The organism is Endozoicomonas sp. ALC013 (genome assembly GCF_049310205.1).
GTDB lineage: Bacteria > Pseudomonadota > Gammaproteobacteria > Pseudomonadales > Endozoicomonadaceae > Endozoicomonas.
On the sequence record NZ_JBLYNS010000101.1, the window covers coordinates 1 to 19611 of the forward strand.

16 protein-coding genes and 1 pseudogene are annotated in these 19611 nt (G+C 49.0%); 13 read left to right on the forward strand and 4 right to left on the reverse strand.

Annotated elements, in window-relative coordinates; all coding sequences use genetic code 11:
* Positions 1–19: 19 nt before the first annotated feature.
* Positions 20–1999, reverse strand: coding sequence for a hypothetical protein (locus ACO6V1_RS16630; RefSeq protein ID WP_422467712.1), 1980 nt, complete (start codon positions 1997–1999; stop codon positions 20–22).
* A 361-nt stretch (positions 2000–2360) separates the two neighbouring features.
* On the opposite strand from ACO6V1_RS16630, the gene ACO6V1_RS16635 reads away from it, so the two are divergent.
* The 3 genes from ACO6V1_RS16635 (at position 2361) to rsd (ending at position 7652) form a co-directional block, all read left to right on the forward strand.
* Positions 2361–4703, forward strand: a complete 2343-nt coding sequence (locus ACO6V1_RS16635; protein WP_422467714.1) for a Tex family protein — start codon at positions 2361–2363, stop codon at positions 4701–4703.
* 439 nt (positions 4704–5142) lie between these two features.
* Positions 5143–6720: a glutamate--cysteine ligase gene (gene gshA / locus ACO6V1_RS16640; RefSeq protein WP_422467716.1), complete on the forward strand. Its 1578-nt coding sequence runs from the start codon at positions 5143–5145 to the stop codon at positions 6718–6720.
* 461 nt (positions 6721–7181) lie between these two features.
* Positions 7182–7652: a sigma D regulator gene (gene rsd / locus ACO6V1_RS16645; RefSeq protein ID WP_422467718.1), complete on the forward strand. Its 471-nt coding sequence runs from the start codon at positions 7182–7184 to the stop codon at positions 7650–7652.
* Between the two features lie 64 nt (positions 7653–7716).
* Here rsd and ACO6V1_RS16650 read toward each other — a convergent pair whose 3' ends face one another.
* The gene (locus ACO6V1_RS16650; protein WP_422467720.1) at positions 7717–8400 is read right to left on the reverse strand and encodes an FKBP-type peptidyl-prolyl cis-trans isomerase; all 684 of its coding nucleotides are present in this window, start codon (positions 8398–8400) and stop codon (positions 7717–7719) included.
* A gap of 372 nt (positions 8401–8772) precedes the next feature.
* On the opposite strand from ACO6V1_RS16650, the gene ACO6V1_RS16655 reads away from it, so the two are divergent.
* The 4 genes and pseudogenes from ACO6V1_RS16655 to ACO6V1_RS16670 all read left to right on the forward strand — a co-directional run bounded on the left by ACO6V1_RS16655 (position 8773) and on the right by ACO6V1_RS16670 (position 12822).
* Positions 8773–9357, forward strand: a complete 585-nt coding sequence (locus ACO6V1_RS16655; RefSeq protein ID WP_422449691.1) for a hypothetical protein — start codon at positions 8773–8775, stop codon at positions 9355–9357.
* 383 nt (positions 9358–9740) lie between these two features.
* A pseudogene (locus tag ACO6V1_RS16660) lies at positions 9741–9932 on the forward strand (RING finger domain-containing protein); the annotation flags it as partial.
* Between the two features lie 27 nt (positions 9933–9959).
* A complete protein-coding gene (locus ACO6V1_RS16665; protein ID WP_422450568.1) occupies positions 9960–10652 on the forward strand; it encodes a hypothetical protein in 693 nt (230 codons plus the stop codon).
* A gap of 241 nt (positions 10653–10893) precedes the next feature.
* On the forward strand, positions 10894–12822 hold the full coding sequence (locus ACO6V1_RS16670) for an ATP-binding cassette domain-containing protein (RefSeq protein WP_422449692.1): 1929 nt from the start codon (positions 10894–10896) through the stop codon (positions 12820–12822).
* A gap of 31 nt (positions 12823–12853) precedes the next feature.
* Here the strand turns inward: ACO6V1_RS16670 and ACO6V1_RS16675 are convergent, their stop codons facing one another.
* Positions 12854–13087: a cell division protein ZapB gene (locus ACO6V1_RS16675; RefSeq protein WP_101745279.1), complete on the reverse strand. Its 234-nt coding sequence runs from the start codon at positions 13085–13087 to the stop codon at positions 12854–12856.
* A 333-nt stretch (positions 13088–13420) separates the two neighbouring features.
* Here ACO6V1_RS16675 and ACO6V1_RS16680 point away from each other — a divergent pair, with 333 nt between their 5' ends.
* The 6 genes from ACO6V1_RS16680 (at position 13421) to hemW (ending at position 18160) form a co-directional block, all read left to right on the forward strand.
* Positions 13421–13645, forward strand: coding sequence for a hypothetical protein (locus tag ACO6V1_RS16680; RefSeq protein ID WP_101745280.1), 225 nt, complete (start codon positions 13421–13423; stop codon positions 13643–13645).
* Between the two features lie 211 nt (positions 13646–13856).
* The gene (metX, locus tag ACO6V1_RS16685; RefSeq protein ID WP_422461047.1) at positions 13857–15002 is read left to right on the forward strand and encodes a homoserine O-succinyltransferase MetX; all 1146 of its coding nucleotides are present in this window, start codon (positions 13857–13859) and stop codon (positions 15000–15002) included.
* Entirely contained in the window at positions 14999–15601 is a 603-nt protein-coding gene (gene metW / locus ACO6V1_RS16690) for a methionine biosynthesis protein MetW (protein ID WP_422449694.1), read from the forward strand. Before metX ends, metW begins: the two co-directional genes overlap by 4 nt.
* 199 nt (positions 15602–15800) lie before the next feature.
* On the forward strand, positions 15801–16283 hold the full coding sequence (locus tag ACO6V1_RS16695; protein WP_422449695.1) for a DUF4426 domain-containing protein: 483 nt from the start codon (positions 15801–15803) through the stop codon (positions 16281–16283).
* Positions 16284–16362: 79 nt separating this feature from the next.
* On the forward strand, positions 16363–16986 hold the full coding sequence (gene rdgB / locus ACO6V1_RS16700) for an RdgB/HAM1 family non-canonical purine NTP pyrophosphatase (protein WP_422449696.1): 624 nt from the start codon (positions 16363–16365) through the stop codon (positions 16984–16986).
* 22 nt (positions 16987–17008) lie between these two features.
* Positions 17009–18160 (forward strand): radical SAM family heme chaperone HemW, encoded by a 1152-nt coding sequence (gene hemW, locus ACO6V1_RS16705; protein WP_422449697.1) that lies wholly within the window; start codon positions 17009–17011, stop codon positions 18158–18160.
* A 19-nt stretch (positions 18161–18179) separates the two neighbouring features.
* On the opposite strand, the gene ACO6V1_RS16710 is transcribed toward hemW, so the two are convergent.
* The gene (locus tag ACO6V1_RS16710) at positions 18180–18941 is read right to left on the reverse strand and encodes a hypothetical protein (RefSeq protein WP_422467722.1); all 762 of its coding nucleotides are present in this window, start codon (positions 18939–18941) and stop codon (positions 18180–18182) included.
* Positions 18942–19611 lie beyond the last annotated feature (670 nt).

Genomic DNA, 19611 nt, shown 5'->3' on the forward strand with positions numbered 1-19611 from the left:
ACTCCCTCGTCGGGGCTGTTTAAGATTGTCTCTCTCTGGCAGGAATTTTCCAGAGCAGCGCAGTAGATCCTTTCGGTATGAGGCACGTTAGATCATTGGCGCAGTGAATTATTAAATAATCACCATCGGGGCTAAATTTGGCCCCTCTAACGCGATGATCCAAGATTATCAGTTCTTCATCTATCCATTCACCATCATCACCCTTGCACCAGAGTTGCACAAAACCCGGCTTGTGATGATCCTGCTGAATGTCTTTGCTGCCATAGGTCAGAAAGCGGTTATCTGTCCCATTAAATTCGGCACCTCTGAGGCCATAGCCATCAGGGATGGTCACAGCATGTTTGATCCACTTGCCATCGTCATTGCGCCAAAGGATGTAGGATTCAGAGTCTGTGGTAAAGTGAAGGGCACAGGCCATACGCCCTGAGGGTGCAAACCGGCTGTCATCGACTCTGCCTTCAAGTTGAACCACCAGCTGTTCCTGCCATTGGCCCTGGCTGTCGAGGCTCTGGATTTTCACCGTGTTATCATTAAGGCTGCTGGTCAGTACACTGTCCTCCTGATGGTTGAAGGCAGCGTTGTCGATGGCTCCCTGATGACGTATCCATGCCTTGTTAATCAGGTTGCCTTCCCCGTCATCACCCCAAATGCAAACGTCACTGGTTTGCTTGCCGTAGCTCAGGAGAAAATTCTCGAAGGGGCTGAAGATGGCTGTGTCACTGCCGATGTGCCTGAAGAACTGACCTTTATCCAAAGTGTCATCATTACGGTTGCAGTTACAGAGTATAAAAGCACCACGATTGAGATAGGCCAGTAATTTACATCCGGAGGGGCTGAAGTCGACATAATTGCAACCCGGAATCGTTTTTTTAGCTACCCAGTCACCGTTATTGTCATAACCGGAGATTATAACGTTTTTGGCTGTGTCTCTGGTCAGTGCATGCTGCTCATCACTGCTCAGGAGGGCAGCTTTGAGTTCCACGTGGCTATGCATGACCGTTTTCACCTTAAGACAGTTGTTCTCATCGTTAAAGCCCCAGATGGTCGCTGATCTGTTGTTATTGAGGGTCAGTAAATAATTGTTCGTGGTCTTGAAGGGCGGTTTCTTAAGCTCAGTTTGCATGGCGCAAATGATCTCTAATGGCTGGCGTTGTCGGGTCCACCGGCCGTTACTGTCCAGACGCAGTACGTTGATTTTGAGATTCCTTGGGTCGAAGGTCACAATTTTATCATGCAACGGGCTGAAACTTGCAGTCACTGGCGGATGGTTTTTTTCAAGTGGGTTGTGTGCAAGTGCCGCCACCTCCTCCCAACAGCCATCATTATTCAGCTTACTCACTTTGACATCGCCATCGTCACAGAGGCTCAGAAGCGTATCTTCTGACGGGTTTAGCTGACCAAAAATCTTTTGGGAACCCTCGATCTTCCCGTTCTTCGACCAGTTGCCATCCGGATCTTGTCGCCAGGTTCTCAGACTGAAATCTCTTAAGCTGTCGCAACCCGTGATTAACAGATTCTTACCCGTTGGGCTGATACTGACCTCCTGAATATAACAACCAAAGCTGGCCTTCAGTTTGAATTCAAGACGATTTGTCCGGCATTGAAAAATGTCACTCTTCCGGGGGGTAACAGAGCCAGGCTCAATACGACTATCGCCCGGTATCATCCCGGTATGGGGCTGTTCATGGGGTTGCGATGCATCGGCCACACTGGCGTCTGGTGAAACATAACTGGTGGAAAAATTCAGCCTGACAATGTTCGGTTTACGATCACCAATATCTGTATCTGTGATGGCCACCCATCCGGGTGGTAAATCCAGTTTCAACCGTTTGAGCGATTGAGTCTGTTTGGGGACTTCTGAAATACTTTTGTTAAATTTAGCCACTAACCTGGATACTGGCTCCAGACCGTTAATTAATGCCTGTTGGTCTTTTGCCAAATTCCTTGTGGTGGCGTTACCAAGCGAACCGCTGAAGTGACTCTGTGCTGATGGTTCCATAATAACTCCGGTATATTGCCGCAAAGTGAATTTACAGGACCATTGATCAGTAGCATCCAATGGATATTTGACTCGTCATGCTGTTGCCTGTCTGAGTCATCAGTATCTGAGCTGTAGATCAGTAAACAGGGAAAAAGTTCCTGCCTTAGGCATTTTCCGGTACTCTGAAGGTTTGTTTGCATACAAATGGTTCAGTTTCGTTATAATTCCGGGTTTTCTCTGGTCATTAGCGTGTCTTTATGGCTTGAATTTTTCAGGTAAGGATAGACATTGATAACCGGCTGGATACAGAAATGGTGCTGTTTCTGAGCATTTTCTGGAAACTGTCCTATTGTTTTGATTCCCATGATGAGTGTGTTTTATGCAGAGTATCTCCCAGCGTATAGCTGAAGAGTTGGGTGCCAGACCTGAACAGGTCACCAGTGCTGTACAGCTGCTTGATGATGGCTCTACGGTGCCTTTCATTGCCCGTTATCGAAAAGAGGTCACCGGAGGTCTGGACGATACTCAGCTGAGAACGCTGGAAGAACGTCTTCGTTATCTGCGAGAGCTGGAAGAGCGCCGTGAAGCCATTCTGAAGAGCATTACCGAACAGGACAAGCTGACGCCTGAACTGGAAAAAGATATCCGCTCTGCAGAGACCAAAACCCGCCTGGAAGACCTTTATCTTCCCTATAAGCCCAAACGCCGTACCAAGGCTCAGATTGCCCGTGAGGCGGGTCTGGAGCCTCTGGCCGATCTGCTGTTTGATACCCCGGAAAAAGCGCCTGAGGTGGAAGCAGCGGCGTTTGTTGACGCAGATAAGGGAGTCGAGGATACCAAGGCGGCTCTGGAAGGTGCCCGCTATATCCTGATGGAACGTTTCAGCGAGGATGCCGAGCTGCTGGGTCAGCTGCGTGAGCTGCTTTGGAATGAAGGTATCCTGAGCAGTCGTGGCGTTGAGGGTAAAGAAGAGGAAGGTGCCAAGTTCCGGGATTACTTTGAACACGATGAGCCACTGAAAACTGCTCCGTCCCATCGGGCGCTGGCCATCTTCCGTGGACGAAATGAAGGGGTATTGCAGGCTAACATCCGCCTCGCCAATGAGCCGGAAGACCGTCGTGAAACCCATCCCTGTGAAAAGCTGGTGGCTGATTTCTGGAAGGTTGAGCATAAAGGCCGGGCGGCAGATGACTGGTTGAAGGATGTGGTGCGCTGGACCTGGCGGGTCAAGCTGCTGTCTCAGTTGGAAACCGAGTTAATGACTCGCATCCGCGAAAATTCTGAAGATGAAGCCATCAAGGTGTTTGCCAAGAACCTGAAAGACTTGCTGCTGGCGGCACCTGCTGGCCTCAGGCCAACCCTGGGTCTGGATCCGGGCTTGAGAACCGGTGTGAAGGTTGCCGTGGTGGATGGTACGGGTAAATTGGTCGAGCATACGACTATTTACCCCCATGCTCCCCAGAAGAAATGGAAGGAGGCCCTTGGCACTCTGGCCACCCTCTGTCTGACCCATCAGGTTGAGTTGGTCAGTATCGGTAATGGCACGGCATCCCGTGAAACGGACCGCCTGGCTGCTGAACTGATGCGCAGCTATCCAAAACTGGGCTTGACCAAAATTGTGGTCAGCGAAGCCGGTGCATCCGTGTACTCTGCATCTGAACTGGCTGCCCGTGAATTCCCGGACCTGGATGTTTCTATCCGTGGTGCCGTATCCATCGCCCGTCGTTTACAGGACCCTCTGGCCGAACTGGTTAAGATTGAGCCGAAATCCATCGGGGTGGGCCAGTACCAGCATGATGTCAGCCAGATCAATCTGTCCCGCTCTCTGGAAGCGGTAGTTGAGGACTGTGTAAACGCGGTAGGTGTTGATCTTAATACCGCTTCCAGCGCCCTGCTGGCACGCGTATCGGGCCTTAACCGAACTCTGGCCGACAACATCGTTGCCTATCGCAATGAAAATGGTGCCTTCAGAAGTCGTAAGGACCTGCAAAAGGTGGCTAGGTTCGGTGCTAAAACCTTCGAGCAGGCCGCAGGCTTCCTGAGAGTAATGAATGGTGATAACCCTCTGGACAGTTCTGCCGTTCACCCTGAGGCGTATCCGGTGGTAGAGAAGATTGCCAACCAGTCAAGCCGGGATGTGCGAGCCCTGATCGGGGACTCGGCGTTCTTAAAGGGCCTGAATGCGGCGGACTTTACCGACGAAACCTTTGGTCTGCCCACCGTTACTGACATCATCAGTGAGCTGGATAAGCCTGGTCGTGACCCGCGCCCGGATTTCAAAGCCGCCGAATTCAAGGATGGCATTGAAGATATCCGCGATCTGAAGCTGAATATGGAACTGGAAGGCGTGGTCACCAACGTGACAAACTTTGGTGCGTTTGTGGATGTTGGCGTCCATCAGGATGGTCTGGTGCATATCTCCGCGTTGTCTGAAAACTTCGTTAAAGATCCCCGTGAAGTGGTAAAAGCCGGCGATATCGTTAAGGTCAAAGTCATGGAAGTGGACGTTGCACGTAAGCGTATCGGACTTTCCATGCGGATGTCGGATAAGGCCGAAGAGCGTGCTGAAGCTCGCCAGCAACCACGGCAAGCCAGAACCGAAAAGCCTGCAGCTCGCAGCAAGCCACAGAAAGCCGGTCAGTCCGGAAATCGTGGTAAAAAGCAGGATTCAGGTGGTACTTTTGCCGACTTGTTTGCCAATGCGAAACAACTTCGCAAGTAAACAAACTCAGAGAATAAAGCCGGTTTTGACAGTGTCTGCAAAGACACTGTTAACGGCGATGTTTGCCTGCCAACGAAAGAGCCAGACAAGCCTTTGTCTGGCTTTTTTTAGGGGATTTAGACAATTCAGGCTGGTATTATATGGACGACAGGACGAGGCTGTCGCACAGGCTCCCGGGCCAAAACGTAATATGCCAGGAATGATTACCCTTCGCAGTTTCGGAAAATGCCGTTGATCTGTCTTTTGCGACAACCTCAGGCGGTGGTCAGCTGCTAAGCTGATTGCTATTTTATCAGGCTCATTCAGGTTGTCTTGCCCGGTTTGAAGCTGAGTACTTATGAGAGTTCGTTCATGGTGTCGTGGTCGCGGGTATCCGTGTTGCCAATTACAATCATCTCTCTGAACGAATGTTATAGATAATTATTATTGGATCTGTACCTTGGCTACTGAGTATCAGGATCGTCTGGAGCTTTTCCAGTCCAGTGCTAACCATTCAGTTCTTCATGGCATCTGCCATGGTATTGAGCGTGAAAGTCTCAGGGTTACCTCAGATGCCCGTCTTTCCCGGAAAAGTCATCCTGAGAAACTGGGGCGTGCATTAACCCACCCTTATATCACCACTGACTATTCTGAAGCATTGCTTGAATTCATAACACCGGTGCACAGCCGCATCAGCGATACGCTCTCCTTTCTGGAGCAGCTGCACCAGTATACCTGCCAGAATATGGCAACAGAGTTCCTCTGGGCCGGCAGTATGCCGCCGCTGCTGGAAGGGGATGACAGTATTCCTATCGCGCAGTATGGGAGTTCCAATATCGGGGTAATGAAAAGTGTTTATCGTGAAGGGCTCTTGCATCGCTATGGCAAGCCAATGCAAACCATTGCCGGTATTCACTACAACTTCTCTATGCCAGAAGAGTTCTGGGCCCTGTTACAGCAGTCCTCCGGACAAGAGGAGATCAGCGCTCAGGACTTCAGGTCAGCGGGTTATTTTTCCCTGATCCGGAATTTTCTGCGTTACTCGTGGCTGCTAATGTACCTGTTTGGGGCCTCTCCAGCCGTTAGCCGAAGTTTTTTTGCCGATAGCGGGGTTCAGTCAGGCCTGCAGGCGCTGGATAAAGACTCGCTTTTTCTTCCTTATGCGACGTCGTTACGTATGAGCGATATGGGGTACAGCAATCACGCCCAGTCTTCCCTGAAAATTTGTTACAACACACTGGAAGAGTACGTGGACAGCCTTTCCAGCGCCATTCGCACACCATACCCTCCCTATGAAGCCATTGGTCTGAAACAAGACGGTAAATACCTGCAACTGAATACCAACCTGTTGCAGATAGAGAATGAATATTACAGCACCATTCGCCCCAAGCGGATTGCCCGTTCCGGTGAAAAACCAGTGACCGCCCTGCGCAACGAAGGCGTTGAATATGTTGAGGTACGTTGCCTTGATATCAACCCCTTTGAACCAATGGGACTGAGCGAGCAGGATGCCCATTTTCTGGATGTTTTCCTGGTCTACTGTTCGTTGCAGAACAGCAATCCTATTCATGCCGATGAGTGTGATGAGGTCAGCAATAATTTCAAAACAGCGGTTACAGAAGGCCGCCGTCCGGGTGTCGAGTTAAGACAGCAAGGGCAGCCTGTCCTGCTCCAGGGCTGGGGGATACAGCTGCTGGATGAAATGTCTCCCATTGCTGAGATTCTTGACCAGGCAAACGAATCATCAACGTTTGTTGAGAGCCTGTGTGCGCAAAGAGAAAAGCTGAAAGATGCCGCTTTAACCCCTTCTGCGCAGGTGCTTAATGCCCTTGAAGCTGGAGATTCCGGTTATCTTGAGTTGATGATGTCTTTATCGGAAAAGCACTCCAAACGCTTCTCTGAGCATGATCTGAGCGATGAACGAATAGCCTACTTTGAACAGCTAGCCCAGCGCTCTATTGCTGATCAGCTGGCAACAGAAAACAATGATAGCCGTGACTTTGATACATTCCTGCAGGAATATAAGGCAGCAGAATAGTTCCTGAACCATTGCCTTTAGTCAGTCGCCGGTAGAAAGGACTCTCTGGCGAATGTCTGAGATTAGAGCGTGGCAGTGAGGGTGGCAGAAATTAATAGACAGTACCCGGCTCCATCTTTAAATCAGACTTTGGAAAGTTGCTTTTATCTGGATGAAATCAGGATACTGCCAGCAGTATCTGAACTAGTATCAGAATCTGGAAATTAAAATAATTTTTTTTAATTAAATGGTTTTTTTTTAGTTGAAAAAGTTGTTGGACTACCATGAAAACTCCCTGAAACCATTGGATTCATAACGTTCCTGCAAAACTTGCAATTTAAATTGTGTTGTGTTTTGAAAAATAAACGCTTGCCGCAAAAAATTCACTGTCATAACCTAGCATCTGAGCTGCCTGACAAAGGCGCTTACGAGGTCCCCATTCACGCAGAAGAGATCTAATTGTTAAAGAGGAACTGTCTATCATGCTGGAGGGTTGCCAAACGGCTAAAGAACGTTGGGGAGGTGTATCAGAAATTATTGATCGCTGGCTCAACGAGCGTCAGGAGCTCATCGTCCTTTACTGCTCCATCAATGGAATGGATCAATTTGATGATGACAAGCGTCCGGTAGTCAGTAAATTGAAGGAACTGTGCCAGATCCTGGTGGATTATGCGTCAGCTGGTCACTTTGAGGTTTACGAGCAGTTGATTCAGGAAGCCCGGGAATTTAATGATGGGGGCGTTGAACTGGCTCATACGGTGCTGCCAAAGCTTGAAGAGAATACCTCAAGATGTTTGAAGTTCAATGACAGTTGTGAATCAATCAGCTCTCTGCAGAAACTTCAGGTCGCCGTATCGGAATTAGGTGAAACGCTGGCAGAGCGTTTCAGTCTTGAAGATAAAATGATAGAAACTCTGCATGAATCCCATCGGGAAAGGCTCACGGGATCATGATGTTCAGATCAGATGAGGACAAACTGTATTCAGACTATACAGACGTTTTGTCCTCATTTCATTTTTAACTGCTTTTGTTCACATCCCTGAGTTCTACCTTGAAAATAATTGCCTCATTAGGTCCGATGATTCCGGGAATACCGCTGGAGCCGTAGGCCAGAGTCGAGGGAATAAAAAGCTCCCAGGTAGAACCTTCAGGCATTTTCTGTATTCCTTCTGTCCAGCCCGCGATAACCCGGTTTAACTGGAAAGTGGCGGGTTGGTTTCGAGTGTATGAGCTTTCGAAAAGGGTTCCGTCTATCCGGCGGCCTTCATAGTGAACGGTTACATGATCAGTAAGGGATGGCTTGATGCCAGTACCTTTTGTCAGTACCCGGTACTGCAAACCGCTTTCCAGCACAACAATGCCTGGTTTTTTGCTGTTTTCTGTCATAAAAAGCTGGCTTTTTTCCAGGCTCTCCTGCGCTGCTGCCTGGTACTGAACCTGTTCAAGGTTTTTCTTTTGCACCTGCGCTAAATCTATAAAGTAGGTGACTTCATCCTGTGACAGCTGTAAAACCTGGTTGCCAATATTATCCTCTACCCCCTGGATAACGGCGTTAACATTGATCCCATCAAATTGTTTCAGTTGCTCTGCCATGGACACTCCGAGGCTATAGCTTAATTTGTCATTGTCTGTTTCCAGAGCGGCAAATGAACACAGTGAGTAAGTGAACAGGGTAACGCTGGCAAGCGCTTTGAAGATCATATTTACACTCTTTCTGATAAATTTGTATCCTGCGTTTTGGCACAGTCTTTTCAGTACAGGTAACTCTGAGCCCTATCATTTAGTAAATTTGTTTTTTTGGCAACCCCGGACGAGGGTTGTGTAATGAAAAAGTGCCTTATTTAAAGTGTTTTTCGAGATAATGAATATGAAAAATACACGTCCTCTTCTATCTATCTGTTTTAGGAAAATGGAATTTAATTAGAAAAAAAACAGAGAGAAAGCTAAAAAAAAATTTGCAGATGACGAATAAGCACTCTATGTTGGAATTAAAACTGGATATAAATTATTCAGTTTTTATTACGATGTACTAACTACTAGTAGATTGGTTAAATTAAAACGAGGGACGACCCAATGCCTGCAACAAGGAAGACTGCAGCTAAAAAAAGCACTGTCAGGAAGGCTGCTGCTAAAAAAGCTCCTGCTAAAAAAACCACTGCCAGCAAGACCGTTAAAAAGGTCGACATGGTGAAAAAGTGGGAAAAAGAAATCGACGCACTGAAGAAAAAGCTGGAAAAAGCCAAAGAAGCCTTGAAAAAGGCCAAGGCCAGTGCCAAGAAAGCTACTGCTAAAAAAAGCACTGCTAAAAAAGCCACTGCCAAGAAAAAGGTAGCGGTAAAGAAGAAAACTACTGAGAAGAACGCCACCGTCAAAAAGGCGGCAGCCAAGAAAAAGACAGTAACCAAGAAAAAAGTGGCTGTTAAGAAGAAACCAGCGGCCAAGAAGAAAGTAGTAGCAAAGAAGAAACCTGCCACTAAAAAGAAAGTAGCTGCCAAGAAAAAGCCAGCAGCCAAAAAGGCAGTTGTGGCTAAGAAGAAGCCTGTAGCTAAAAAGAAAGTGGCCGCTAAGAAAAAGCCAGCAGCCAAAAAAGTAGCTGCCAAGCGGAAGGCTCCAGCCAGAAAAGCAGCTGCAAAAAAGTCCCCTGCTAAAAAGAAGTAACATAGTTGGTAACTCGAAGCTCTAAAGGGGGAATTCTATTCCCCCTTATTATTTTTGTATCTTCACTCTTTTCTCCTCTCTAGATATTCGATTCCTCTGAGTTACCTGTCCGCATTGAAAGACAGTTGTCACTTAATCTTCGCAAACCCGATACCTCAGTGAAAGCAGTTACCAGGAACCAACCCAAAAACTGTGGCTGGGACATGACTCATGATGAAAGTACCTGGGCTGATAGGTTTTGGATCTTTGCCCTGATTTGAAATGAGTCTGATCGATAGCTATTACGGTAATAGCATTCATACACGCTATTTCCTTGAAATAAGTATCGGGAACTAAAATCTGCAAATACAGTCTGAACAGAATAAAACAAAAGGGTATTTAACATGATTGATGGAATCAACCCTTTCACGATCCAGACAAGCAGCCCGGAAGCAGAAAAATGTTCTGTCTGCCTGATGGCCTTCGGCAGAGATGTGGCTACTCTCGTCACTGGCGTGTGTAAACACACCTTTCACACTGATTGCCTTAAAAATTCTCTCATTGCACAAAAACAATTCGCAAATAGGACTACCTGTCCACTTTGCAGAACGGATTTATCGAGTTTGGCAAAAGCATTAGTCAATTCAGCTACCACGGGCCAAGGGGAGCATGGGCAGGGCAGGCCTGACTCAGTGCCCCAGCGGGATATCAACCAGAATGCTCTTGTTTATGTAGATCGCATAAGGGAGCAACAAAGGGAACGCGCAAGGGCGCGCTACCAAAATGACCCTGCTTATGCACAGTACCAGAGGAGGCGACAAAGTACATACCAGGCGGCGCGTAGCCAAATTGATCCTGTTTACGCCGAGCGTGAAAGGGCACGCAAAAGGGAGCTGCAAAGGGCACGTTATCGGAATGATCCCGCTTACGCAGAGCGCGAAAGGGAACGTAAAAGGGAGTATAGGCAGCGCCAAAGGGAGCGTTACCAGAATGAGCCTGCTTACGCAGAGCGCCAAAGGGAACGTGAAAGGGAGTATAGGCAGCGCCTAAGGGAGCGTCACCAGAATGACCCTGCTTATGTCGAGCACCAAAGGCAACGCCAAAGGGAACGTGAAAGGGAGTATAGGCAGCGCCAAAGGGAGCGCCAACAGAATGACCCTGCTTATGCCGAGCACCAAAGGCAACGCCGGAGGGAAAGTAATAGGGCTCGCAGGGAGAGAAACCAGAGAGTCAATCAATTGCAATCGGTTGCAACGGTAAACTCTGTAGCAACAAGGGTGCTGGGCACGAATCAAACGAACGAAAGCACTAATTAATCCTTTCCTACCGGTCATCGACTCTTGGGAGTTACTATAGATAAATTGAACAAGGTGTTTAAGATTTGGCTTTTTGTTCAAAGAATTTTTTGCCTTCTCTGAGCTGGCGGTTTATACCGTCACCCAGTCTTTGCTGCTTCGATGATACCCTCTTGCAGGTAGCAGTATGTTTTTTCCGGCGTCACGATAGGCCTCTCCTTTATTATTAGCCTGATCGGTCGTCCACAATTAGACCATGTCAATGATCACATTGAATTCCATCAGCCTTTTAAGGTCTGGCAAGCTCCTTCTGGAGAATGCATCAACAATTATCCATTCCGGTCAGCACGTTGGCCTTGTGGGTGCTAATGGGTGTGGCAAATCAAGCCTGCTTGCGTTGCTTACCGGAGATTTGCAACCTGATAAAGGTGAACTCGCGTTTGATAAGGGGCGTGGACTGGCGCATATGGCTCAGGAAATTGATGTCCTGGACCGAAATGCCGTGGATTATGTATTGGATGGTGATATTGAGCTGCGCCGGATAGAGCAGGCGATTACTGAGGCAGAAGCGGCAGGAAAGCACGAAAAACTGGCCGATCTCCATGAGCAACTGCTGAGTGCCGATGGTTACACAGCCCGTTCCCGGGCAGAACAGTTGCTGCATGGATTGGGCTTTAATCACCAGGTACTGAACAAAAATGTCCGCGACTTTTCCGGTGGATGGCGGATGCGCCTGAATCTGGCCAAGACCTTGATGTGCCCGTCAGACATTATGTTACTGGATGAACCCACCAACCATTTGGATCTTGATGCCATTGTCTGGCTGGAAAACTTTCTCAAGCGATACCCGGGAACGTTGCTGGTTATTTCCCATGACCGGGATTTTCTCGATGCCATTACGGATCACACACTCCATATAGAACATCAGACACTGTTCCAGTACCGTGGCAACTATTCAGCTTTTGAGCACCTGCGCGCACAGCGACTGCAACAGCAGCAGGCTGCCTTTGAGAAGCAGCAGAAACTGCGGGCTCATATGGAAAAATTTGTTGAACGTTTCAGGGCCAAGGCGACCAAAGCCAAGCAGGCTCAAAGTCGCCTGAAGGCGCTGGCAAGGCTGGAAGATATTTCAGCGGCCCATGTGGATTCACCGTTCTCTTTTGCCTTTCCGGAAGCCGATAAGATGTCTGCACCGTTACTGGTACTGGATACGGCTGAGCTCGGTTATGGTGATAAGCCGTTATTAAAACTCAGCATCAATATTCAACCTGGCAGCCGTATCGGGCTCCTTGGTGCGAATGGCGCTGGTAAGTCAACCCTGATCAGAACACTTGCCGGGGAATTGCCACTGATTTCGGGCAAGGTCCATCTGGGAGAACACTTAAGCATTGGCTACTTCGCCCAGCACCAGCTGGAGAGTCTGGATTTCAATGCCAGCCCTCTGCTTCATCTGCAAAGGCTTTCGCCGGAGGCCAAAGAGCAGACGTTGAGAAACTTTCTTGGCGGGTTTGGTTTTCATGGTGATAAGGCCCTGGAGTCGATTCAGGGGTTTTCCGGTGGTGAGAAAGCGAGACTGGCTCTGGCGATCATTGGCTGGCAGAAGCCAAACCTGTTGCTGCTTGATGAGCCAACCAACCATCTTGATCTTGATATGCGTCTGGCCCTGACCATGGCCTTACAGTCATTTGAGGGGGCGGTGATTCTGGTTTCCCATGACCGAAACCTGATTCGCAGCACCACCGACGAGCTTTATCTGGTTCATGATGGCCGGATGGAAGAGTATTCAGGTGATCTGGATGACTACAGCCAATGGCTGGATCATCTTCGCTCTAAGGAACGTAATGAATCCCGAAGCGCCAGAAACGAAGAGAATGGCGGGGAACTGGTTGGCTCTTCACAACAGAACGCACAACAGAAGAAAGACATACGACGCCAGGAGGCTGAAAGGCGAAAAGCACTAAGGCCGTTGAAGCAAAAAGCGGAGCAACTGGAAAGTCAGCTGGAAGACCTGCAATCGTCCCTTGAACAGGTTGAAGAACGGCTCTCTGACCCTTTGATATACGAAGAAACCGCCAAAGAAAAATTGAAAGAGCTGCTAACCCGGCAAACAGCACTTAAACAGCAAGCCCTGGAAATAGAAGAGGCATGGATGGAAGCCCTGGAGGCCATCGAAAACGCCGAAACCAACTAATAAAATTGTGGGGCATGAATGCCCCATAATTTTATGCGACAGCTTCCTGCTCGCTGGCTTCTTCCTCTGTTACGATATCCAGCTTACCCAAAAGAGCACTCACACGGTCACCCCATGCGCTGAGTTCCTGCTTAAGCTGGATATTTTCTTCTTCAAGGCGGGTATTAGCAGACCTGAGGTCTTCTACTTCCATTCTTGACAGTTCCAGTTTGTCAATCAGGTTCTGGAGTCTTGATTCAAGCTGGCCTAGGGATTCAATAGACATAACGACATTTGCACCGAGAGGTCTGTGAAAAGTATTTAATAGTTTGCACTATTGCGGAAAGTTACGATAGCACGTTTTTATCGGTTTTGATCACGGTTTTGATCACAAGAGTTTACCGCTATTAAGAATACTTCAGTAAAGCCTGACTATACTAGGTTTAATTCAAGATAATCGTTGAATTTACCGGTAGTTGAATTTATCGGTATCAGTGCCATGCATTTTAAAGCAGAGCAATCTGTTGCCTTGTGGGCCCATTCCGAATGAAGTTTCATTGCAGGATAGTCCTTCATAGGAAGACAAGTACCCAGAAGCCTGTCGCTTCGGGAGTTCCAAATGAGCAAGACTTCTCAGCCCTGTGCCAGAATTATTTCAGCCTTGAATGTTGAAGATGAGGCGATTCGGGCCTTCTATATTTCCCTGATCAACAACCAAAGTGTTGATGAATACATTAATGAACGACACCTGCACTTTTGCTCAAGACAGGTTGAAGGTTACTTTTTGAGCCATGTCCTGGCGTTGACCGAACTGGCTTTGGAGTTGCCTGTCGTCAGGACCTGATGGCCCACCGCCAGGCGCTGGTCAGACATCAATCCCGGATAAGCTGACAAAAAAAAATGAAGACGATAAACTGCCTGCAATTTCTGCTGCTCTCGTCGTGTGAGAGCGCTCTTTAATGAATAATAAGCCTGAAGCGCCATAGTGAACCACCATAAGTAAAGTTAAGCGGATTGGGAATTTGCTATGGCCAGGAAAGGGATACAGGAAGTTTATGCCTGAATTGATTCCTGCCGATTCGGTTGGTCTCGTAGCGCCCATTGCGATACCGTTTGATCAGCCCCTGTCGTTGAACTGTGGCGAACAGCTGGACAAGTTTCAGCTGATGGTCGAAACCTATGGTGAGCTGAATCAGTCCCGCTCCAATGGGGTACTGATCTGCCATGCCCTCAGTGGTCACCATCATGCGGCAGGCTATCACAGCATGGCAGATCGCAAGCCCGGTTGGTGGGATAACTTTATTGGCCCGGGAAAACCAATCGATACCCGCCGGTTCTTTGTTGTCGCCCTCAATAATCTGGGGGGATGCCATGGCAGTACGGGGCCGACCAGCATCAATCCCGAAACCGGCAAACCTTATGGGCCAGACTTTCCGGTGGTCACTGTCGCAGACTGGGTTAACAGCCAGGTCATGCTGGCTGACCATCTGGGTATTTCCCAATGGGCAGCAGTGATCGGTGGGAGCCTGGGCGGGATGCAGGCACTGCAATGGAGCATTGCCTATCCCGAAAGACTTCGCCATGCCGTTATCATTGCTTCTGCGGCCAGGCTGTCGGCCCAGAATATTGCCTTTAATGAAGTGGCCCGGCAGGCCATCATGTCCGATGATCAGTTTGCCGGTGGTCGTTACCTGGAAGCGAACAACATTCCCCGCAAGGGATTGGGGCTTGCCCGCATGGTGGGGCATATCACTTATCTGTCTGATGATGCCATGGGGGCCAAGTTTGGTCGTGAGCTGAAAAATGACGGCTTCAGTTACGATTACAATGTTGAGTTCCAGATAGAAAGTTATCTTCGTTACCAGGGGGAGAGTTTTTCCGGCAGCTTTGATGCCAACACCTATCTGTTAATGACCCGGGCACTGGATTACTTTGATCCGGCCAGTGACTATGACAACAGCCTGCCAGATGCGCTCAGCAGGGCGACCGCCAGATTTTTTCTTGCTTCGTTCTCAACCGACTGGCGTTTCTCCCCCGAGCGTTCAAGAGAGATGGTCGATGCACTGATGAAAGTGGATAAGGATGTGACGTATCTTGAAGTGGATGCTCCCCAGGGGCACGATGCTTTTCTGATGGATATTCCCCGCTACGTGCGAGGTTTGTCGGCCTATTTGCATCGGGTAGCGGAGGAGTGCTTATGAGCCGGGGGGATTTTGAGATTATCAGGAACTGGGTTGCCCCGGGCAGCCGGATTCTCGACCTGGCCTGTGGTGATGGACAGCTGTTGCACGAGCTTCAACGAGAGAAGCAGGTCAGTGGCTATGGTCTGGAAATTAATGCCCAGGATATTGAAGCCTGCATTGAGCGGGGGGTAAACGTTATTGAACAGAACCTGGATCGCGGGCTGGGCAACTTCAGGGATGGTAGCTTCGATACCGTGATTATGACCCAGGCACTTCAGGTGATGCACTTCCCACACCTGGTGCTGGAGGAGATGCTCAGGGTTGGACGGGAATGCATTGTCACTTTTCCTAACTTCGGCCACTGGCGCTGCCGCCTCTATCTTGCCGCCTATGGTCGCATGCCGGTCTCGAAGTTTATGCCTTATACCTGGTATGACACCCCCAATATTCACTTTTGTACCTTCAGGGACTTTGAAGCGCTGTGCCGGGAGAAAAATTACCGGGTGTTGAACCGAATGGTGGTGGATCAATCGTATAAAAGCGGCCTTGCGGGGCGTGTCTGGCCAAACCTGATGGGTGAAGTGGCCATTTATCACTTGGGAACGATCCTGAAATAGTTTCACATTTTTACAGACGCTCCCCGCTGCCCGCCTCCCGCTACCCGAAAAGCCGAAATTGCTTGTGCTTTTGCGGGCAGTGGGTGGCGGGAAGCGGGCAGCGACCCTCTCCAGGACTGTGTAAAATGATGAAGTTATTCTGGAACAAATCAAAAAACCGGAGAATTGCATAATGGCGATGCTGCGCAGTATTACGTCAATGACTCAGCGTTGGATGGCATGTCTGGCCCTGCTGGTGTTGGGCGTTGTCGGGATGGTTAATCCGGTGACGGCTGACAGCCAGATTCCGGAAGCCCGGGTGATGAGTCAGGAACCCATTGAAATGGGCAACTACCGGATCTATTTCAGTGCCTTCAACAGTACATTTGTGCCGCCTGGTATTGCCGAGCAATATAGTCTCCGTCGAGGAAGCCGGTACGGTATTGTCAACATTGCCATTCGTGATGTTTCATCCGATGAACTGGGTACCGCAGTCACCGGCAGGGTCAGTGGCCACACCATGAACCTGCTGACTCAGAAAAGCAGCCTGAAGTTTTCTGAGGTCAAAGAAGGCAGTGCGATTTACTATCTGGCCGATTTTAAGTTTTCAGATGAAGAGCTGCTAAAATTTGCCATAGATGTTAAGCCTCAGGGCAGCTCGCGAAGCGAGACACTTCGCTTTGAACAGATTTTTTACCATTAAAATGTCGCCTGTTAGTTCTGTTTGTGTTGCAGGTCAGACATTTTAATCAGGGGTCAAGTGCAAAATTGTGGGAAACAGTATGAATGAGGGGATTCGCAAGGTGGTGCTTGCCAGTGGTAATCAGGGCAAGCTGGCGGAGTTTCAAAAGATGTTCGAGCCCCTGGGGATTCTGATGCAGCCCCAGAGTGAGTTTGGTATCGGTTCAACCTGGCCGGAAGCGGAAGAGACGGGCCTGACCTTTATTGAAAATGCCATTATCAAGGCCCGCTATGCTGCCGGAATATCAGGCCTTCCGGTTATTGCCGATGATTCGGGCCTTGAGGTTGATTACCTCAATGGCGAGCCGGGCATCTACTCTGCCCGTTATGCAGGACCCGACGCTTCCGCTGCTGATAATAACCAGAAGCTGTTGCATCGATTACAGGGGGTTAAGTCGGCCGAGCGAACCGCACGATTTCACTGTGTGCTGGTTTACCTGCGTCATGAACATGACCCCACCCCGGTTATTGCCCATGGCCAGTGGGAGGGGTATATCATTGAAGAAGCCCTGGGAGAACACGGGTTTGGCTATGACCCCCTGTTTCTGGTGCCCGCAGAACACTGTACGGCGGCGGAACTGCCTTCAGAGTTAAAGAATCAACTGAGCCACCGGGCCCAGGCATTGCAGCAGTTGGTTGCCCGCCTCAAGGAGAGAAAACACTGAAGCCTGCTTCAGTGCTGTTAACATGCTTAAGCTTCCTCCCCTTAGTCTTTATATTCATGTGCCATGGTGCGTGAAAAAGTGTCCTTATTGTGATTTCAACTCGCACAGGATCACCGGCGATATTCCTGAAGATGCCTACATCAAAGCGTTGCTGCATGATATCGACAACGAATTGGACAGCGTCCAGGGACGCCCGATCCATTCCATTTTTATTGGCGGTGGCACTCCCAGTCTGCTGACGGCAAACGCTTATCAGCAGCTGTTTAACGGCCTTCAGGCGCGGGTAAGGTTCTCGGATGATATTGAGATCACCATGGAAGCTAACCCCGGTACCTATGAGCACGATCGCTTTCAGGCGTATCTGGAGGCGGGTGTGAACCGGCTCTCACTAGGTGTACAAAGCTTTCAGGATGAGAAGCTGGCCGCCCTCGGGCGTATTCATTGTGCCGATGAAGCGCGACAGGCCATTGCCGCAATCACCAGCCATGGCTTCAGCAATATCAATATCGATCTGATGCATGGTTTACCGGGGCAATCTCCGGAGGATGCGCTTTACGATCTGAAGCAGGCCATTGACCTTAAGCCAGCGCATATCTCCTGGTATCAGCTGACCATTGAGCCCAATACGGTTTTCTACACCAAAACACCGGCATTGCCGCCGGATGATACGCTCTGGGATATTCAGGAAGCCGGGCAGGCCCTGTTGGCATCAGCGGGGTTTCAACAGTATGAGATTTCTGCCTACAGTCAGCCCGGGCGTCACTCAAAACATAACCTGAACTACTGGCAGTTTGGTGACTATATCGGTATCGGTGCTGGTGCCCATGGAAAGTTAACCCATGCATCTACCGGGCTGATTTACCGTAACTGGAAAACCCGCATGCCGGCAGATTACCTGGCAGCCGACAGCTATATTTCCCATGCCTTTGAGGCAGGGCGACGCGAGTTGGAAGCCGATGAGCTGCCCATCGAATTTATGATGAATGTACTGCGACTGCATGAAGGCGTTGATGCACAGCTTTATGGTGAGCGAACGGGACAGACATTAAGCGGTATCCACCAGCAACTGAAACTTGCCCGGCAAAAAGCGTTGCTGGAATCTTTAGAGTCGAGGCTCAAGCCTACTCCTGCCGGTCGGCTTTTTCTGAATGATTTGCTGGAATTGTTTGCGTGAGTGATTCGCTGGGGCGTGGTCAGGTATTGCCGGTTCTGTTGGGCTCGTCTGCTGGAGACATGGAGATATTTATTGCTAAGGTGACAAGCCTTCCGCGATCCGATTTTATCTCTTTTGTTGCCTCTATAAACTTATGAACACACTTTTGTACATCATCTCTGAAGTTACCAATATCCGCAGGGGGCAGGCTGCCAATATTTTTTGTTTGGTATTGAGAGGCCAACATATTCAGGCTGCCTTGACTGCTATTAAAGGCCATAGCAGCGTTCCATGTTGATGTTGCTCTCCAGGAGAGTTGTTTGTACACATCCAGTAAAGCCTTTCGAAGAGATTGAAGACTTTTGCCCACGTTGATTGTCGCGCACTTAATATGCTCCTCCACTACTAATTCTATGGTTGGTGCAATATTTTCAGGTGTGTGCAGCACCTTACAGGTTGATTGAATAGTTATTCCCGGAGTGTTCGGGCAGTTCTCAGGGAGTTGCCTTTCACAGCTGAGCACAGGAGGTTGAGTCAACGTTGTAGCAGAGGATCTCTGCCAAAAAGGCTCGAGATTTTTTTTAAATGGCTGGTCAATGCCTACCACAAATTCTTTATTGGCAGCTCCTTCTTTTACCTTAAATTCAGCTTTTCTCTGGCACATCCGTTGCCCCATCTCCTGCAACTGATTCTCAAAACCACCGGGCTCCGCAGGCCTGGGTCGGGTTGGTAGCTCGCAGCAGCTTATCCTTGCTTTTTGGGAAATGGTTCTGGTGGAGTTTGTTTGGCCTGATGCGCCCAATAACGTACGGTTACTGGTATTGGATTCTGTTCTGCCTGATAAGGAATGACTGTCCCGTCGTGAGTTTACCGATGGTTGTCGGGGCTTATAACCGGAATGTGCAGAGATTGAAACTGGCAGGGGGGTAAATAGATTTTTTACTGTGGTTACAGACGTTGCCTTGCTGCCATTATTCAAAAGATTTGGCCGACTCCGTGCCGGTTGCGATGATGGTCTGGCCGATTGTTGATCATACTTTGTCTTGCCATGGCTTTTAAAATGGCCGGAGTGAGCCGTGGTTTTTTTCGTCGTTATACTATGTGCCGTTAACTCTCTCGGGTTTTTCGTCACGGACTCGTGGTGCCGGGGAGCCGTTGGTAGTTGTTTATCTGCCTGAACCTCACTGCGTTTTGGCGGTTGATTTGGACGTCGCTGCCCTGGCATTTCCGTGGCAGAAAAATTCTGGATGGGTTGAAAAGGGTTTGGACGAAGCGGATCTGCCATTTTATACACCCATTAAGTGAATTTAATGGGTATATAGATGTTTATTCTATAAGATAGTTTTAGATCGAGTAGCACCTTATCCTCAAACTGAAATTGAGAACCGCTATAATTTGCCCGCAGGGTTATATATTGCCATCGACGTTTACCTGCTAACGTTACAGGGCAGTCTATTCTCGGTCAGGCTCCT

Coding starts and splice junctions, on each gene's coding strand:
- ACO6V1_RS16630 (WP_422467712.1), bottom strand. CDS start 1,999: ATGGAACCATCAGCACAGAGTCACTTCAGCGGTTCGCTTGGTAACGCC.
- ACO6V1_RS16635 (WP_422467714.1), top strand. CDS start 2,361: ATGCAGAGTATCTCCCAGCGTATAGCTGAAGAGTTGGGTGCCAGACCT.
- rsd (WP_422467718.1), top strand. CDS start 7,182: ATGCTGGAGGGTTGCCAAACGGCTAAAGAACGTTGGGGAGGTGTATCA.
- ACO6V1_RS16650 (WP_422467720.1), bottom strand. CDS start 8,400: ATGATCTTCAAAGCGCTTGCCAGCGTTACCCTGTTCACTTACTCACTG.
- ACO6V1_RS16655 (WP_422449691.1), top strand. CDS start 8,773: ATGCCTGCAACAAGGAAGACTGCAGCTAAAAAAAGCACTGTCAGGAAG.
- ACO6V1_RS16670 (WP_422449692.1), top strand. CDS start 10,894: ATGATCACATTGAATTCCATCAGCCTTTTAAGGTCTGGCAAGCTCCTT.
- ACO6V1_RS16675 (WP_101745279.1), bottom strand. CDS start 13,087: ATGTCTATTGAATCCCTAGGCCAGCTTGAATCAAGACTCCAGAACCTG.
- ACO6V1_RS16680 (WP_101745280.1), top strand. CDS start 13,421: ATGAGCAAGACTTCTCAGCCCTGTGCCAGAATTATTTCAGCCTTGAAT.
- metX (WP_422461047.1), top strand. CDS start 13,857: ATGCCTGAATTGATTCCTGCCGATTCGGTTGGTCTCGTAGCGCCCATT.
- metW (WP_422449694.1), top strand. CDS start 14,999: ATGAGCCGGGGGGATTTTGAGATTATCAGGAACTGGGTTGCCCCGGGC.
- ACO6V1_RS16695 (WP_422449695.1), top strand. CDS start 15,801: ATGACTCAGCGTTGGATGGCATGTCTGGCCCTGCTGGTGTTGGGCGTT.
- rdgB (WP_422449696.1), top strand. CDS start 16,363: ATGAATGAGGGGATTCGCAAGGTGGTGCTTGCCAGTGGTAATCAGGGC.
- hemW (WP_422449697.1), top strand. CDS start 17,009: ATGCTTAAGCTTCCTCCCCTTAGTCTTTATATTCATGTGCCATGGTGC.